15 protein-coding genes and 1 pseudogene are annotated in these 15,908 nt (G+C 70.6%); 9 read left to right on the plus strand and 7 right to left on the minus strand.

The genetic code is table 11. The annotated features are described in order from the left end of the window. Positions 1–78: 78 nt before the first annotated feature. From FBZ83_RS25590 to FBZ83_RS25600, 3 genes are all read right to left on the minus strand, one after another. The gene (locus FBZ83_RS25590; RefSeq protein WP_145689523.1) at positions 79–567 is read right to left on the minus strand and encodes a PTS sugar transporter subunit IIA; all 489 of its coding nucleotides are present in this window, start codon (positions 565–567) and stop codon (positions 79–81) included. A 495-nt stretch (positions 568–1,062) separates the two neighbouring features. Next, positions 1,063–2,007 (minus strand): D-2-hydroxyacid dehydrogenase family protein, encoded by a 945-nt coding sequence (locus FBZ83_RS25595; RefSeq protein WP_145689525.1) that lies wholly within the window; start codon positions 2,005–2,007, stop codon positions 1,063–1,065. Then, positions 2,007–2,990 (minus strand): phosphoribosylaminoimidazolesuccinocarboxamide synthase, encoded by a 984-nt coding sequence (locus FBZ83_RS25600; RefSeq protein ID WP_145689527.1) that lies wholly within the window; start codon positions 2,988–2,990, stop codon positions 2,007–2,009. Before FBZ83_RS25600 ends, FBZ83_RS25595 begins: the two co-directional genes overlap by 1 nt. Before the next feature lie 96 nt (positions 2,991–3,086). Here FBZ83_RS25600 and FBZ83_RS25605 point away from each other — a divergent pair, with 96 nt between their 5' ends. After that, on the plus strand, positions 3,087–3,800 hold the full coding sequence (locus tag FBZ83_RS25605; RefSeq protein ID WP_145689528.1) for a 4'-phosphopantetheinyl transferase family protein: 714 nt from the start codon (positions 3,087–3,089) through the stop codon (positions 3,798–3,800). On the opposite strand, the gene FBZ83_RS25610 is transcribed toward FBZ83_RS25605, so the two are convergent. Next, a complete protein-coding gene (locus FBZ83_RS25610; protein WP_247888469.1) occupies positions 3,790–5,664 on the minus strand; it encodes an FHA domain-containing protein in 1,875 nt (624 codons plus the stop codon). The genes FBZ83_RS25605 and FBZ83_RS25610 overlap by 11 nt on opposite strands. 169 nt (positions 5,665–5,833) lie before the next feature. On the opposite strand from FBZ83_RS25610, the gene dacB reads away from it, so the two are divergent. The 4 genes from dacB (at position 5,834) to FBZ83_RS25630 (ending at position 9,875) form a co-directional block, all read left to right on the plus strand. Beyond that, entirely contained in the window at positions 5,834–7,300 is a 1,467-nt protein-coding gene (gene dacB, locus FBZ83_RS25615; protein ID WP_145689532.1) for a D-alanyl-D-alanine carboxypeptidase/D-alanyl-D-alanine endopeptidase, read from the plus strand. A gap of 93 nt (positions 7,301–7,393) precedes the next feature. Next, entirely contained in the window at positions 7,394–8,026 is a 633-nt protein-coding gene (locus FBZ83_RS25620; RefSeq protein WP_145689534.1) for a chemotaxis protein, read from the plus strand. A 5-nt stretch (positions 8,027–8,031) separates the two neighbouring features. Beyond that, positions 8,032–8,853 carry a class I SAM-dependent methyltransferase gene (locus tag FBZ83_RS25625; protein WP_145689536.1) on the plus strand — a complete coding sequence of 274 codons (822 nt, stop codon included), beginning with the start codon at positions 8,032–8,034 and terminating at the stop codon, positions 8,851–8,853. Then, on the plus strand, positions 8,850–9,875 hold the full coding sequence (locus FBZ83_RS25630; RefSeq protein ID WP_145689538.1) for an endonuclease/exonuclease/phosphatase family protein: 1,026 nt from the start codon (positions 8,850–8,852) through the stop codon (positions 9,873–9,875). Before FBZ83_RS25625 ends, FBZ83_RS25630 begins: the two co-directional genes overlap by 4 nt. Here the strand turns inward: FBZ83_RS25630 and FBZ83_RS25635 are convergent. From FBZ83_RS25635 to panD, 3 genes and pseudogenes are all read right to left on the minus strand, one after another. Next, the gene (locus FBZ83_RS25635; RefSeq protein WP_145689540.1) at positions 9,830–10,393 is read right to left on the minus strand and encodes a hypothetical protein; all 564 of its coding nucleotides are present in this window, start codon (positions 10,391–10,393) and stop codon (positions 9,830–9,832) included. The genes FBZ83_RS25630 and FBZ83_RS25635 overlap by 46 nt on opposite strands. Positions 10,394–10,462: 69 nt before the next feature. After that, positions 10,463–10,705 (minus strand): hypothetical protein, encoded by a 243-nt coding sequence (locus tag FBZ83_RS25640; RefSeq protein WP_145689542.1) that lies wholly within the window; start codon positions 10,703–10,705, stop codon positions 10,463–10,465. Between the two features lie 218 nt (positions 10,706–10,923). Beyond that, positions 10,924–11,322 (minus strand): annotated as a pseudogene (panD, locus tag FBZ83_RS25645) (aspartate 1-decarboxylase); the annotation flags it as partial. Between the two features lie 284 nt (positions 11,323–11,606). Here panD and FBZ83_RS25650 point away from each other — a divergent pair. Genes FBZ83_RS25650 through FBZ83_RS25665 form a run of 4 tightly spaced genes read left to right on the plus strand, consistent with a single transcriptional unit; the run spans position 11,607 to position 15,905 of the window. After that, the gene (locus FBZ83_RS25650) at positions 11,607–12,143 is read left to right on the plus strand and encodes a chemotaxis protein CheW (protein WP_145689543.1); all 537 of its coding nucleotides are present in this window, start codon (positions 11,607–11,609) and stop codon (positions 12,141–12,143) included. Beyond that, a complete protein-coding gene (locus FBZ83_RS25655) occupies positions 12,140–13,609 on the plus strand; it encodes a CheR family methyltransferase (protein WP_145689545.1) in 1,470 nt (489 codons plus the stop codon). Before FBZ83_RS25650 ends, FBZ83_RS25655 begins: the two co-directional genes overlap by 4 nt. Beyond that, positions 13,609–14,232 carry a chemotaxis protein CheW gene (locus tag FBZ83_RS25660; RefSeq protein ID WP_145689547.1) on the plus strand — a complete coding sequence of 208 codons (624 nt, stop codon included), beginning with the start codon at positions 13,609–13,611 and terminating at the stop codon, positions 14,230–14,232. Before FBZ83_RS25655 ends, FBZ83_RS25660 begins: the two co-directional genes overlap by 1 nt. Further along, the gene (locus FBZ83_RS25665; RefSeq protein WP_145689549.1) at positions 14,229–15,905 is read left to right on the plus strand and encodes a methyl-accepting chemotaxis protein; all 1,677 of its coding nucleotides are present in this window, start codon (positions 14,229–14,231) and stop codon (positions 15,903–15,905) included. The genes FBZ83_RS25660 and FBZ83_RS25665 overlap by 4 nt, the downstream gene beginning before the upstream one ends. The last annotated feature ends 3 nt before the right edge of the window (positions 15,906–15,908 follow it).

The raw sequence follows: 15,908 nt of genomic DNA on the forward strand, positions 1-15,908 counted from the left end.
CAAAATGCTGAGAACTGTCGGCTTTACGAATATAGGAAGGATGGGGGTCCCTCGCCGCGCCGGCCAGAAATCGCTCGGTCAGAAATCGTCGTCGTCAAGCTCCCGTTCGGCGTTGGGGGGAAGCGCCTGCCGGACGAGCTGCACCACCGTGTCGGGCGTCTCCGCCTGACGCAGCTTGCGCAGGGATTGCGGGTCGCGCAGGGCCTTGCAGATCTCGCCCATGACGGGGAGCAGGCCCTTGCGGGTCGCGGTCGGCCAGAGGACGAGGAAGAACAGGTCCACCGGCTCGTCGTCGCGGGCCTCGAAATCGATGGGTTTGCGGAGCCGGGCGAACAGCACCAGCGGGTTTTCGGCCCCGCGCAGCTCCGTGTGGGGAAGCGCCACGCCCTTGCCCAGCGCCGTGGAGCCGATGTGCTCCCGCGCCTGCAGGGCCTTGAGGATCTCCTCCTTGGGGGCTCCGATGCGGCTGGACGCCTCGGTGGCAAGAAGGTCGAGCAGGGTTTCCTTGTTGGCCGGCCCTGCATCGAGAATGACGTTGTGTGCGGACAAGAGGTCCGAGATGTTCATTCCTGTCTCCATGGGTGGCAAACCTTCCGTCTCCTGTCCCGACCGTCCGCGGTCCGTGCCGGGATGGCCGTGAACCAACAGACTTCCAATCAAATTCGGCACGCCTTGTCCACAATGGCAACACGCACAGCGCCAATCGTCGCCGGGACCGGTGGCCGCCCCACCCCACGGACACGCAACCCCAGCAGGGCCTGCGCCACGCAACGAAACTCGTTCCTCTCCCGCCCCCGCCGCAGGTTCCACACCCATTTTGGGAATGGAATCGCGCCCCGCAAGTGGCGGGGTGGCCATCCATCTACGTCTTGGCCGCGGCTGTAATCCCACAATCCGTGCTGCGGGGGCGAAAAAAGCGGGCGGGCGGGACGGAACGCGGCGCCTGGAGGGCTGATCCGGGAAAGACACGGAAGCCTGAAAATTATCAAGGGCTTGCGCCCATGCGAGACGCCCCGCCCTTTCCCGCGCCATGGGGAAAGGGCGGGGTGGTGCGTCCCGTCCTTACGCGAGCATCCGCACCGGCTCGCCGGCGTGCCAGGCGAGGATGTCGTCCAGCGCGTCGCGGTAGAAGACCTCGTAGTTCTCGCGGGTGACATAGCCCAGATGCGGCGTCAGCACCGTGTTCGGCGCCTCCAGCCAGGGACTGTCCGCCGCAAGCGGCTCCACGGGGAAGACGTCCAAGCCGGCGCCCGCGATGCGGTGCTCGTGCAGGGCCGCCAGCAGGGCGTCCCCGTCCACCAGACCGGCACGCGACGTGTTCACGAAGAAGGCCGAGGGCTTCATCGCGTCGATGTCGTCCACCCCGACCACGCCGCGCGTCCGCTCGCTCAGCACCAGATGGACGCTGACGATGTCGGAGGTGGCGAACAGGTCGCGCTTGTCCAGCCGGGAAACGCCGGCCGCCGCGGCCCGCTCGTCGGTCAGGTTGGGACTCCAGGCCGCGACCTCCATCCCGAAGGCCTGTCCGACCCGCGCCACCTGGGTGCCCAGCTTGCCCAGCCCGACGAGGCCGAGGCGCTTGCCGGCCAGCCCCTGCGTCAGGCCGGCCTGCCAACGCCCGGCGCGCAGGCCGCGCTCCTCCTGCGGGATGCGCTTGACCAGCGCCAGGATCAGGCCCCAGGTCAGCTCCGCCGTCGGGGTGCCGACCATGCCGGTGCCGCAGACGGTGATGCCGCGGGCCTTGCAGGCCTCCAGGTCGATGGCGTTGTTGCGCCCGCCCGTGGTGACGAGAAGCCGCAGGTTCGGCAGCGCGTCGATCAGCGACGCGGGGAACGGCGTGCGCTCCCGCATGATGACCAGGACGCTGTAGGGGGAGAGCGTGCCCGCCAGTTCCGCCGCCGGGATCGGCCGTTCGAAGACCGTCAGCGCGCTGCCGTTGGGCAGGCGATGCCACTCCGCCAGATCGCGCGCGACGTTCTGGTAGTCGTCGAGGATGGCGATCTTCATCACGGCTTCGCGAAATAGGGCGCCAGATTGGCCCGGATGCGCTCCACCGCCGGCGTGACCTCCGTCGGAACCTGGAAGGTCTGGCCGGTGATCGTCTCGAAGGCCTCGATGTAGATGCGGGCGGCCTCCAGCACGACCTCCGCCGGGATTTCCGGGATGGCGTCCTTGTAGGGGTCGCAGCGCTGGGTCACCCAGCTGCGCACGAAGTCCTTGTCGAAGCTCTCCGGACGCTGCCCGGCCTCGTACCGCTCGGGATAGCTGGCGGCGAACCAGTAGCGGCTGCTGTCCGGCGTGTGGATCTCGTCGGCCAGAATGATGTTGCCGGCCTCGTCGAAGCCGAACTCGTACTTGGTGTCGACCAGGATCAGGCCACGCGCGGCCGCGATCTCGCGCCCGCGGGCAAACAGGGTCAGCGCCTTCGCCGTCACCTCGTCCCACTGGACCTGGGTCAGCAGCCCGCGCTCCACGATCTGGGCGGCGGTCAGCTCCTCGTCATGGCCGGCGTCGAAGGCCTTGGTGGTCGGGGTGATGATCGTTTCCGGCAGCTTCTGGTTCTCGCGCAGCCCGTCGGGGAAGACATGGCCGTACATCGCGCGCCGGCCCTTCTTGTACATCGTCCACAGCGAGGTGCCGGTGGTGCCGGCCAGATAGTCGCGGACCACGATCTCCACCGGCATGATGGTCAGCCGCTTGGCGACCACGACGTTGGGGTCCGGGTATTCCAGGACATGGTTCGGGCAGAGGTCCTTGGTCGCCTCGAACCAATAGCGGGCGATCTGGGTCAGCACCTGCCCCTTGAAGGGGATGGCGGTCAGGATGATGTCGAAGGCCGACAGCCGGTCGGTGGCGATGATGACGCGCCGCCCATCGGGAAGGTCGTAATTCTCGCGCACCTTGCCCCGGTAGTGGTTGGGCAGCTCGGGAATGGCGGCGTCCTTGACGACGTTGGACAGATGCGGAGCAAGCTGAGCGGTATCGACCATGATTCCAGATCCGGCAAAAGGGAGGCGCATGATAGCGCAATCGCCGCGCGGGGCCAGCGCGGTTATAGTCCCGAATCCGGGGAATGGGGACATCCGATGTGGGGAACGGGAGAAATTCAACTCTGTTATGCCGACCTGCGCGGGCTGGCGCACCGGCTGGAGGCGTTCCGCGCCCTGCTCTCTCCCGACGAGGCGGCGCGGGCCGCCCGTTTCGCGACGGAGGAGCTGCGCGCGCGCTGCGTTCTGCGGCGCGGGCTGCTGCGCCATCGGCTCGGCCAAGTGCTGGAGCGCGACCCGGCCGCCCTGTCCTTCGCCTACGGTCCGATGGGCAAGCCCTTTCTCCCCGGCGGCCCGGCCTTCAACCTCGCCGACTGCAAGGATCACGTTCTGATCGCCATCGCCCCTGGCGCAACGGTGGAGCTGGGCGTGGACGTCGAACGGCTGCGGTCCGTGCCGGACGCCGAGGGAATCGCCGAGCGATTCTTCGCGCCGGAGGAGCGGGCCGCCTTCGCCGCCCTGCCCGAGGCGCTGCGGGACGAAGCGTTCCTCAACGGCTGGACCCGCAAGGAGGCCTTCATCAAGGCGACCGGCCAGGGGCTGTCCACGCCGCTCGACCGCTTCGCGGTGGAGTTGGTGCCGGGCCGCCCCGCCCGGCTGCTCGGCCTGGACGGCGCGCTGGAGGCCGGGACCGCTGCGGACTGGTCGCTGTTCGACCTGCGCCCGGCGCCGGGGCTGGTCGGCGCGCTGGCGGTGCGCGGCGACGGCTGGCGCCCCGTGTTCCGCCCGCTGGACGACGCGTTCAGCGCTTGACGATTTCCCAGGCGATGCGCGCCGGCTCCTCGCCCAGCTCCGCTGAGCCGATGACGATCTCGCCGCGCGGCGGCAGCGGCAGCGGTTCACCGGCCTTCAGCCGCCGCGGCTCGGCCACCCCCGGAACGGCGATCTGGGTGCCGTTGCGGCTGAGATCCTCCACCACGAAGACGCCGTCCTGCCGCGACACCGCCGCGTGCCGGCGCGAGGCCGAGGCAATGTCGAGGACGAACTGGCACTGGGACGACCGCCCGATGACGAGCTGGGTCCCGTCCTCCGGGATCGCCCGGGTCTGGCCGCGCCAGAACAGCACCAGCCGCTCCGCCGCCACCTTCGCGACGTCGATCAGGACCGTCTCCTCGGTCGCCCGCGTCACGACGTCTCCAACAGGAGAGGCCAGCAAGGGGATGCTGAGCGACCGTTCGGCGTCCGGAATTGCCGCGATCTTGGCGATCAGCCCCTCGGCCAGCGCGCGCGGGATGCCGGCGGCGCGCAGGCGGCGGCCCAGGCCGCCGCGCACGTCGTCGGTGCTGACGCCGGGGGCGACCAGCTCGCGGGCCGAGGTGATGCTTTCGAACTCGGTGGCGACCTGCCGAATCAGGACGCTGAGCTTGTTGCGCCCGAAGGGACTGGTGGCGAGGTCGAGCAGATAGCCGATGCGCTGGGCCGGCGCCGGCAGGCGGGTGGCCAGACGCTGCACCGCCGTGTCGAAGGACGCGTCCTGCCCGCCGTGGCTCCACACCGTCTTGGCGCGCCGGGTCAATGCCTCGGCCATGCCGGCGCCACCCAGGAAGCCGTCGAAGTTGGTCAGCCGGTCGACGATCATGCCGAAGGCCTTGCCCTCGGCCGCGGTGCCGGTGCGGGTCAGCGGGGTCAGGCCGGCCAGACCGCCCTGGACGCGGCGCAGCAGCGCCTTGCGCGTCTCGTCGAAGCCGCCACCGCCCAGCGCGTTGGACAGGGCCAGCAGCTCGTCGGTGTGGGGAAGCCGGTCGTCGAGGTCGCCGTGCATCGCCGCGATCAGGCTTTGCAGCGCCGCGCCGAGGTCGGGCGCGTAGCCGATCAGCGCGCGCACCGGCTCCCGCCCGTCCACCGTCTCCGCCAGCATCTGGTCGAGCAGGCGGCGGTTCGCCTCCTCCTCCCCGTCCTCGCGGTGGAAGCGCAGCAGCGCCTTGACCTTGCCGGGCCAGTCGCGGCAGGGCTCCAGCACCGCGGCGAAGGCGTGGGTGACCAGCCGGTCGCGCTCCTCCGGCGGGCGCTCTCCCGCCGCCGCCAGCAGGCCGCCCACCCCGCCGCGGGCCAGCGCCGCGTCGAAGGGCGCCAGCGTGTCCGACGCCTGCGCCATCTCCTTCAGCCGGGTGAACATCCGCATGAGCTGGTCATGGCGGTCGAACGGCTTCACGCCCAGCAGCGGCGCCTGAAGGGCGGCGAGCCGGCTGACCGCCGGATTGAACAGCAGGGCCTCCCGCTCGAAATAACGCAGCGGGTAGTAGCGGTGGAGCTGCTCGGCCGGGATCACCGCCTGATCGTCCCAATAACCGCGCAGCAGGCGCAGCAGCAGCATCCGGCTCTCGTAGGAAAAGAGCTGGAGCGCGTCGGTGCAGAGAGTGGCGGGCCCGACGTCGGTCTCGTCGATGGTGGAGATGGTGGTCGGCTTGCCGCCGCCGGAGCTGGACTTCTGGAAGATGACCTCTTCCTTGCCGGCCTGATTCACTTTGGAAATCCGGACAACCGGAAATTTCGCAAGACGAAGCAGATAGGCGGCGCGTTCCCGCGCCGCGGCCTCGTCGGCAAAGACGCCGTCGATGTTGGGTTTGCCGCCCTGCTCGACGACCACTTCGAACGTGACGCTTCGTCGCCGTGACATCATGGGTCTTGCAACTCATTCCCAAAGGCGTGGCGTCTTTTCCTGACCGTCATCGTACGGGAAGCGGATTGTCTGCGCAGCAAGATTCCGGGCCCGGCCCATGCCTGAATCGGGCCCGGCCCACGATTGACGCGGATGCGGACCGCAGCCTTGCGTTAGACTGTCCGCCATGCGGATTCCGACCTTCTCCATCCTGCTCCTGCTGGCCTGCGTCACCGCGGTGTCGGCCTGCGCGTCCCCCTATTCCGCCACCGGTCCGGACGACCGGGCGGCGATCGCCCGCAACGGCTTTTCCGCCGATGACGTCGGCTACGTGCTGTTCGATCCGGACAGCGGCGCCGTCCTGGCGGAGCGGCAGCCGGCCAAGCCCTTCGCCCCGGCCTCGGTCGCCAAGCTGCCGGCGATGGCCGCCGCCCTGGCGGTGCTGGGGCCGGACCACCGGTTTGAGACCACGCTGCACATCACTGGGCGGCTGGGAAACGGCGTGCTGGACGGCGACCTGATCCTCAAGGGCGGCGGCGACCCGTCGCTGTCCAGCGAAGGGCTGGCGGAACTGCTGCGCGATCTCGGCGCGCTGGGCGTCACGCGGGTGACCGGACGCTTCCTCTACGACACCTCCGCCCTGCCGGAGATGGCGGAGATCGACGCCGGGCAACCCTGGACCGCCGGCTACAACACCGGGGTCGGGGCGCTGTCGCTGAACTTCAACCGCTTCCGCTTCGACTGGGCGCGCCCCGCCGCCGCCGGCCAGCCGGTGCGGGTCAGCGCCTGGTCGGTGTCCGACGCCGGGCGCGTGCCGCTGGACAGCGTGACGGTGCAGGTGGGCGCCGGAGTGGGCGCCGCCTTCACCCCGCTCACCGCCACGGATGGGGCAGCGGCCAATGGGGAGCCTGGGGGCGAGCGCTGGCGATTCGCCCCTCAGCCGGGCATGGCGGCCAGCCTGTGGCTTCCGGTCACCCGGCCCGGTCTGGCGGCAGCCCACGTCTTCCGCCGGCTGGCCGCGGAGGCGGGGATCGCCCTGCCCGCCCCCGCTCCCGGCACCGTGCCGCCGACCGCCACGCTGGCCGCCCTGCACCGCAGCGAGCCGCTGGAGACCCTGGCCCGGCAGGTCCTGCGCTACTCCAACAACCTGTCGGCGGAGCTGATCGGGCTGGCCGCCGCCCGGCGGCTGGACCCGGCGGTGCGGACGCTGCCGGAATCGGCGGCGGTGCTGACCGCGCCGGCCATGCTGGCGGCCCCGCGCACCGACTGGACGGGGCTGCGGCTGCTCAACCATTCGGGGCTCAGCGCCGCGTCGCGGATCACCCCGGCCCAGACCATGGCGCTGATCCAGGGCGCCGGCCCGGCGGTGCTCACCCTTCTGCCCGGCGAGGACGAGGGCAAGGTCCTGCCCCCCGGCGTGCGCGCCAAGTCGGGCACGCTGGCCTACGCCAAGGCGCTGGCCGGCACGCTGACCACCGCAAGCGGGCGCATCCTCGGCTTCGCCTTCTTCGTCACCGACGAGGAACGCCGCGCCGCCATGGACCGGACGATGGACCGCCGCATCGCCGAAATCCCCCCGGAGGCCCGCGCCTGGCTGGCCCGCTCCCGCAAGCTCCAGGCCGACTTGCTGGAGTTGTGGATCGCCGGTTTGTGAGGGTTTTGGGTTGCAAACGCCCGCAACCGTGACGCTTGGCGAAGGGCGACGGTCGGTTGTACACTGCGACCGAATGTCCCACTGAGGTTCTGGATGCCGATCACCCCGCGCGCACGCCGACTCCAGCAGGGTTCCGAGACACCGGACATCGCGGCCAACCGCTACCACGACCGGCAATTGGGCGCGGAGGTGGTCAACATCGTGGTCGGCGGCTGCGTGGTCAGCGACGACCCGAACGTCGTCATCACCACCACGCTGGGCTCCTGCATCGCCGCCTGCCTGTTCGACCCCGTCGCGGCGATCGGCGGGATGAACCACTTCCTGCTGCCCGACCACAACGGCGACCGGCTGTCCATTTCCTCGCGCTACGGCAGTGCCGCCATGGAACAGCTCATCAACCGGCTGCTGGCCGCAACGGGGCGGCGCGACCGGCTGCGCGCCAAGATCTTCGGCGGGGCCAGCGTGAACGGAGCGCCGCGCAGCGCCGGCATCGGCCAGCGCAACGTCGAGTTCGTCATGGAGTATCTGGCGGCCGAAGGCATCCCGACGATGAGTTGGGACGTCGGCGGCACCGCGGCCCGCGCGGTGCGCTTCTACCCCACCTCCGGCCGCACCCAGCGCCGCCTGATCGGGGAGGAGACGGTGCGCGACATCGCGCGCTCCGAGACCTCCTTCATGGACCGGCTGCGCAAGACCGGGATCGATGGCGACGTGGAACTGTTCTGATCCCCATGCTCCATGGATTGTCCCGCCTGCTGCCCGCCATCGCGGACCAGAATCTCGACGAGGCCGCCGTCTACCGGCGGGAGTCGCTGTACGAGCGCCCGCGCTACGAAGGCGCCCGCGGCCTGATCCCCGCCGCCGGCCCGCTGCTCTGCCCGCTCTGCGGGCGGGAGGCGGCGCGCTTCCTGCCCTTCGGGCTGGGCGGGCGGCGCAACGCCCGCTGCCCGGACTGCGGGTCGCTGGAGCGCCACCGCTTCCTGTGGAGCTTCCTGGCGGAGCGGACCGACGTGCTGCGCCGCTCCCTGCGTATCCTGCACACCGCGCCGGAGCCCTGCCTGGAGCCGCTGCTGCGGGCGCGGCACGGCCGGCGCTACGTCACGCTGGACCGCTTCAACCCGGCCGCCGACGTGCAGGCCGACCTGACCGACCTGCCCTTCCCAAATGGTCGATTCGACCTCGTGCTGTCCAGCCACGTGCTGGAGCATGTCCCCGACGACCGCGCCGCGCTGCGCGAGATTGCCCGCGTCCTGACGCCCTCCGGCCGCGCCGTCCTGCTGTTCCCCTACGACCCCAAGGGGCCGACGCGGGAGGACCCGGCGATGGACACCCCGGCCAAGCGGCTGGCCGCCTTCGGCCATCCCTATCACTACCGGATTTATGGTACGGATACCCCCCAGCGCATGGCCGAGTCCGGGCTGGACGCCACGCTCGTCTCCTCCACGGCGATGCTGAGCGCGCACCGGCGGCGGCGGCGGCGCATCAACCGCAACCACCTGTTCCTGGCGCGCCCGCGCGCCGGAGCGGGCCGGGCGTCCGGGGAGGGGTCATGAGCAGCCGCAGCTTCCGCATCGCCACCTTCAACCTGGAAAGCCTGGACGACACCGGCGACCTCTCCTTCGAGGAGCGCGCCGCCGTGCTGCGTCCGCAGCTGGAGCGGCTGGACGCCGACATTCTGTGCCTTCAGGAGGTCAACGGCCAGCGCGACGCGAAGGGGGAACCGCGCACCCTGCGCGCTCTGAACCGGCTGCTGGAGGGCGGCCCCTACGCCGATTTCCACCGGACCTCCGGCGGCGAGGGGACCAAGCTGGCCGACCGCCACAACCTCGTGCTGGTCAGCCGCTGGCCGATCCTGGCGGCGCGGCAGTACCGGCACGATCTGGTGCCCTCCCCGCAGGTCCGCATGGTCACCGCCGACCCGGCCCAGCCCGGCGGCGACGCCGTGGCCTGGGACCGCCCGGTGCTGCATGGCGAGATCGGGCTGCCCGGCGGGCGGCGGCTGCACGTCTTCAACCTGCATCTGCGCGCGCCGATCGCCGCGCCGGTGCCGGGGCAGAAGAAGAACGCCTCCACCTGGAAGAGCGTCGGCGGCTGGGCGGAGGGTTTCTATCTGGCCTCGATCAAGCGGGCCGGGCAGGCGCTGGAGGCCCGGCTAGCGGTGGAGCGGGTGTTCGACGCCGACCCGCAGGCGCTGATCCTGGTCGCCGGCGACCTCAACGCCGAGATCGAGCAGACCCCCGTCCGCATCATCCGCGCCGACCTGGACGAGACCGGCAACGGCCATCTCGCCGGGCGGTCGCTGGTGCCGCTGGAGCGCTCCGTGCCCGAGGAGCGGCGCTTCACCGTGCTGCACGGCGGCGACGCGGTGATGCTCGACCATCTGCTGGTGTCGCGCGCCCTGCTGGGCTGGTTCCGCTCCGCCGAAATCCACAACGAGGCGCTGGGCGACGAGTTGGTCGCCCACGCCACGGTCAGCCATTCCCCGGAAAGCTATCACGCGCCGCTGGTCGCCCGCTTCGAGCTGCCGGATCAGACTGTGACGGAGACGATGGCGCCCGGCGAACCGGCGCCGTAAGCCCCCGCGGCACGGGGAGCGGCGGAAACGGCGGCGGGAATGGTGCCCGCCGTTGCGCTTGCCGCGGCGGGTGGCGTTTCGCCGGACGGAATGCCGGTCCGCAGGGCGGCGCCGAATCCCGGTCCGGCGTTCCGCCCCGCACCGCCCGACGGCGCGGGACCCTTGCCGGCGCCACGGTCTTCCGCCGCGTCGGTCGCGCCGCCCAGGCGGCTGGCAGTGCGGCGGTATTCCTCCACCACCTGCTGCGCCGGAATCTGGTTCTGGGTCTCGCCCGACGAGCGGTCGCGGAAATAGATGACGGCCAGCCGGGCGTCCTGGTCGTAGCGCAGGACCGGGCTGATGTAGCCGCCCGCCACCACCACCGGATCGGACGGGGACCCAGCCGTGGGTTGGGTCGCGGCGTTGGGCGGGGTTTGGGAGGTCGGTGCCGTGGCGTCGGCCACGGACTGCGGCGTCGGAACCGCCGATGCCGGAGTCGGCCGGTTCGCCTGGATGCCGGAAACGTTTCGGATGTCCATGGCTGGCCGCCTTTCCCCTGCGGACCCGGAGCCGGACGAGCCGGGCGGGCCCCGATGGACGACGCGCGATCAGACCGTGATGTTGAGGTTCTGTCCGCGGGTCGGGGTGGTGTTGCCGCCCGACGACAGGGCCTGCTGGCTCTGCTGCGCCTGCTGGTCCTGGGCCTGGACCTGCTGACGGCGATCCTCTTCGGCCTTCTGGGCCTGCTGGTTCGCGTCGGTTCCCCGGGTTTGCTGCAGGGCCGCCGGCCCGCTGCTTAACGGTGTCGTGAAGGGCTGCTGTTGGAAGCCCCCTATGCCGCTGACGCCCATGACACGCACTCCTCGCTGTCCGCACTCCCAAGATGGTAGAGTAGGCAAAAATTGCCGCGCGTTCAAGTGGGACTCACGGCCTATTCCTCGCAAGACACGCGCAAGTCGCCGCAGCGCTCGCTTTGCGCGTGGACTCGCCGTGAGCCGCGTCTTTTATTTGCGCAAATGCGGAAGCGGACAGGTCAGGCCGGTTCCGGTTCCAGGAAAGCGCCCTCGCGAATCGCGAAGTCGAAGCGCCCGCCGTCGAGCGCCGTCACGTCGTAGGTCAGCGACCGGTCGATGCTGTTGTCGGCGTTGAAGGTCAGCACCCGCGGCCGCAGCGTCGCCAGTTCCGTCGGCTGGCAGTACCAGGAGGCGGCGATGATCACCTCGTCCCCCGGCTGGCAGCTCCGCGCCGCCGAGCCGTTCAGCACGCAGCAGCGCGAACCGCGCTCGCCGTAGATCACGTAGGTGCTGATCCGCGCGCCGGAGTTCTTGTTCCAGATCTCCACGAATTCCAGCGGATAGATCCCGACCGCTTCGCAATGTTCCGGATCGAGCGTGATCGATCCCTGGTAGTTCAGGTTGGCGTCGGTGACACGCAGGCAATGCAGCTTCGCTCGAACAACCTTGATCATGGAGCCCCTCCGGTCGTGTGGCCGCGGGCCGGACGGTGGCGGCCGGGGGATGTTTGTAACCGCAACTGCGAAAACAGCAAGCGTTCCGGCAGCCATGGTATGACCGGCGTCATACCGCTACCTTGGGCTGAGGCTTTTGCCTTTGGTGGTATTTCCATCCCAGGTGCGATGCGGCATGTTCTGCGCCGGTTTCAAGCCCCCCGGCGCCGCCCAATAATTAAGGGTCCTGGGTCCGGCCGCGTGTTTCGGACCCGACAACTGACGTAGGAAGGTGTGCGCCCGCGATGGCTGCGACGGCATCCGCGACACGGTATGTGATCTTTTCCGTCTCCGGCAGGGCCCTGGCCTTGCCGGCGGAGTCCGTGCGCCGGTTCCTGCCGCTGCCCCGGCTCGACCGCCCGCCCGCGGCGCCCGCCGTGGTCGCCGGCCTGTTCCGCTACCAGGGCCGCGCCGTCCCGGTCCTGCGCCTCGACCTGCTGTTCGGCTTCGAGGCCGCGCCGCCGGAGCTGTACGCGCCGCTGTTCCTGATCGACTGGGACGGCCGCCCGCTGGCGCTGCTGGCCGACCGGGTGTTCAACATCCTGCCCGTCTCCGACACGGAGCGGACGGCGGCCGACCCCGGCCTGTCCTTCAACGGCTGCGCCGTGGCAACCATCCCCCACGGCGGCCCCCATGATGGCGGGACAGCCACGGTGATCGATCCGGCCCGTCTGCTGACCGAGGCGGAGGGCCGGCTGCTCGCCGCCTTCCAGGCCATGGCCGACGAGCGTCTGGCCCGGCTCGGCGCCCCCGATTCCGAGACCGGCGGGGAGGCCCGATGAACCGCATCGACGCCATCCTGCGCGATCCCGTCTTTCCCCGGATCAAGGCCGCCGTCATCGGGGCGACCGGGCTCGCCTACTACGCCGACAAGGACGCCGCCCTGGCGGAGCGCATCAACCGCCGCCTGTCGGACAAGCCGACCCTCGGCCTCGGCGCCTATCTGGCGCAGCTCGCCGGGGAGGGGCCGACCGGGCCGGAGTATCAGGCGCTCATCAACGAACTGACGGTCGGCGAAACCTTCTTCTTCCGCTACGCCGAGCAGTTCGAGGCGCTGTGCGCCGTCGCCATTCCCGAATGCCTGCGCCGCAACCGGGAGAGCCGCCTGCTGCGCATCTGGAGCGCCGGCTGCTCGATCGGGCCGGAGGCCTACACGCTGGAAATCCTGCTGAAGCGGCATTTCGCCGACCAGCTCCGCGACTGGCAGGTCAGCATCGTCGGCACCGACCTGAACGCCAGCTTCATCGACACGGCGCGGCGCGGCGTCTACGGAAACTGGGCGGTGCGCGGGCTCGACCCGGCGGTCCTGGCGGAATGCTTCGACCGGCAGGGCGACCTGTGGGCGGTCAAGCCGCGCTTCCGCGAATGGACGAGCTTCTCCGTCTTCAACCTCGTGGAGGGGCCGCTGCCCAACTACCCGCGGGGTCTGGGCGCTCTTGACGTCGTGCTGTGCCGCAACGTCATGATCTATTTCGACGAGCCGACGCGCACCCGGCTGCTGGAGAACCTGCACGAGGTGCTGGTGCCCAACGGCTGGCTGGTGGTCGGCCATGCCGAGACGGGGCAGCAGGTGAACAGCCTGTTCACCCCCGTGCCGGTGCCGGGCGCCACCATCTACCGCAAGCCGCGCCCCGGCTGCGCCCCTGCGACGGCCCTTCCAGCGGTTCCTGCGGCGGCGCTGCCCGCCTTCACGCCCGCCACGCTCGCCGAGCCGAAACCCGCGGACACGAAGCCTGCGGAAACAAAGTCTGCCGAGACGAAGCCCGCGAAGAAGCGGAGCACGGCGACGGACCCCGCGGCGCGGTTGCGCGCCACCGCGGCGAAGCCGACTCCCTCCCCCCTTCCCACCCCGCAGCCGACGCCCTCCCCTGCCGGCAACCCTCCCGTGGCCGACGGCGACCGGGCGGCGGCGCTGGACGCCTGCATCGCGCTGGCCGAGCGCAACCGCCTTGACCCGGTGGTCCACTACCGGCTGGGGCTGCTGGAGGAGGAGTTGGGCGTCGGCGACCCGATCGCCGCCTTCAAGCGGGCGCTGTATCTGGATTCCGATTTCGCGCTGGCCGACTACCATCTGGCGCTGGCCTACTGGCGGCGCGGCAAGCTCGCCCCGGCGCAGCGCCATTTCCGCAACGCCCGCGCCACCGTCGCCGCCCACGACGCGACGGAGCTGGTGGCCGAGGGCGGCGGCCTGACCGTGGCCGAGCTGCGCAGCATGATCGACCTCTGGTTCTCGGGTGAGGAGCCGTGATGGACGACCGGACCGGAGCCGGAGAGGCGGCCGATGTGAAAGACGGCATCGACTGGGACGCCGTCCGCGCGCGCTTGGCTCGCCAGAGCCGGGATACGGAGCAGGCCGCGGCGCCGGGCGGCGCCTGGGCCGACGCTCTGCTGCGCCGCCGCGCCGAGGATCTGGCGCGCGTCCCCTCCGCCGACGAGGCTGACGCCGCGGCGGAGGCCGAAGCCCCGGTCTCCCTGCTGGTCGGGCGGGGAGCGGACGGATCGTATGGGCTGGACCTGCGCCATCTGTCCCGCATCGTGCCGCTGCCGCGGGTCGCGCGCGTGCCCCACGCGCCGCCGGAGCTTCTGGGGCTGATCGCCATCGACGGGCGCGTGATGCGCCTGTTCGACGTGGACCGGCTGTGCGGGCGCAACGCCGTTCCCGCGGGCGGCGGCTTCGCCGTCGTGCTGCGCGGCGGCGAGCGGCCGGTGGCGTTGCGCCTGCGCACCGTGGACACGGTGACGGAGCTGGAAAGCAGCCTGAAGGCCCCGCCCGAGGCCGGGCCCTTCGTGACCGCCATCACCCGGAGCCGCGTCGCCGTGCTGGACGTGCCGGCGATCCTGGAGACGCTGAGGAGCATGAAAGAAGAATGAAACTGAAGGTCAAGCACAAGCTGATGCTCAGCTTCGGGGTCGTCTGCCTGCTGACCGGGCTGCTGGCGGCGTTCCAGATGATGCGGTTCGCGGACGGCATGAAGGTCATGATGGGCATCGCCACCTACGACATCCAGGTGTCGGAGGCGGTGCGCGAGATCGAGGTGACCGAGAGCAACCTGCGCAGCTTCCGCGAGGCGGCGACCCACGCCGCCGCGCTGGCCCAGGTCCAGGGCGGCCTGCCGGACATCACGCAACTGCGCCAGCGCTACCGCGACGGCTCGATGGTGATGTTCGATCAGGTCGCCAAACTGAAGCGGATCGCCGGCGAGCGGGCCGAGGAAGGCACCACAGAGGACCGCCGCCGCATCTGGGGCGAGCTGGTCAGCCAGATCAACAGCTTCGACCAGTATTCGCACCGCATGCTCGACGAGGCCAACACGCTGATGGAGCGGGTCGCCGCCGGAGCCGAACCGGGGGCGCTGGCGCAGCTCACCCGGGTGGAGGAGATGCGGGTGGCCATGGCGGGCCAGCTCGCCAGCCTGCACAGCGACATCAGCCGCCTGTCGGAGGCCGGGCGCCAGAACGTCCGCTCGCTTTACGACGACGCGGTGCGTTCCTCGATCCTGGCGCTGGTCATCGTGGTGGCCCTGGCCGTCGCCATCGCCATCCTGATCGGCAGCTCGGTCACCAAGCGGCTCGGCACCGCCATCGGCTACGTCACCCAGGTGGGCAAGGGCGACCTGACCAAGACGGTGGTCGTGCCCGGCGACGACGAGCTGGCCGAACTCGGCACCCACCTCAACGAGATGACCGGCAACCTGCGCAGCATGGCCAAAACCACCCGCGCCACGGCCGAGAGCATGCACGCCGCGACCGCGCAGATCCGCGCCTCGACCCAGCAGCAGGCGGCCAGCGTCGCCCAGCAGCTCGCGGCCGTCGAGGAGACGACGGCGACGCTCAGCGAGATCACCGAATCCGGCGCGCAGATCAACCGCCGCGCCCAGGACGTGGCGCAGAACGCCCAGGTCGCCGCCTCCAACTCCGAGACCGGCCTGAAGGCGGTGGAGGACACCAACCAGGCGATGGACGCCATCCGCGAGCAGGCGGAGGCCGTCGCCGAGAACATCGTCATCCTGTCGGAGCGCACCCAGGCGATCGGCGAGATCATCCTGACCGTCAACGACATCGCCGAGCGCTGCCACCTGTTGGCGCTGAACGCCGCCATCGAGGCCGCCGCCGCCGGCGAGCACGGCCGGACCTTCGCCGTGGTGGCGAGCGAGATCAAGAGCCTCGCCGACCAGTCGAAGGAGGCCACCGCCCAGGTCCGTTCCAACCTCAGCGAGATCCAGCACGGCATCAACGCCTCGGTCATGCTGACGGAGGAGGCGGTGAAGCGCGTCGGCGCCGGGAAGCGCCAGACCGACGCCACCCAGTCGACGATCCGCGACCTTGCCGAGAGCGTGCAGGAGAGCGTGCTCGCCTTCCAGCAGATCGTCGCCGGGACCAACCAGCAGCAGATCGGCCTGGAGCAGGTGATCCAGGCGCTTCAGAACATCCGCGAGGCGAGCAGCCAGACCGCCGCCGGCACCCGCCAGCTCGAAGGAGCCGCCACCAACCTCAACGATCTCGGCCAGGGTCTGGTCGAGGCCGTGCGGAACTACCGCGTGTGATCA

This window comes from Azospirillum brasilense (genome assembly GCF_007827815.1).
Classification (GTDB): Bacteria; Pseudomonadota; Alphaproteobacteria; order Azospirillales; family Azospirillaceae; genus Azospirillum; species Azospirillum brasilense_C.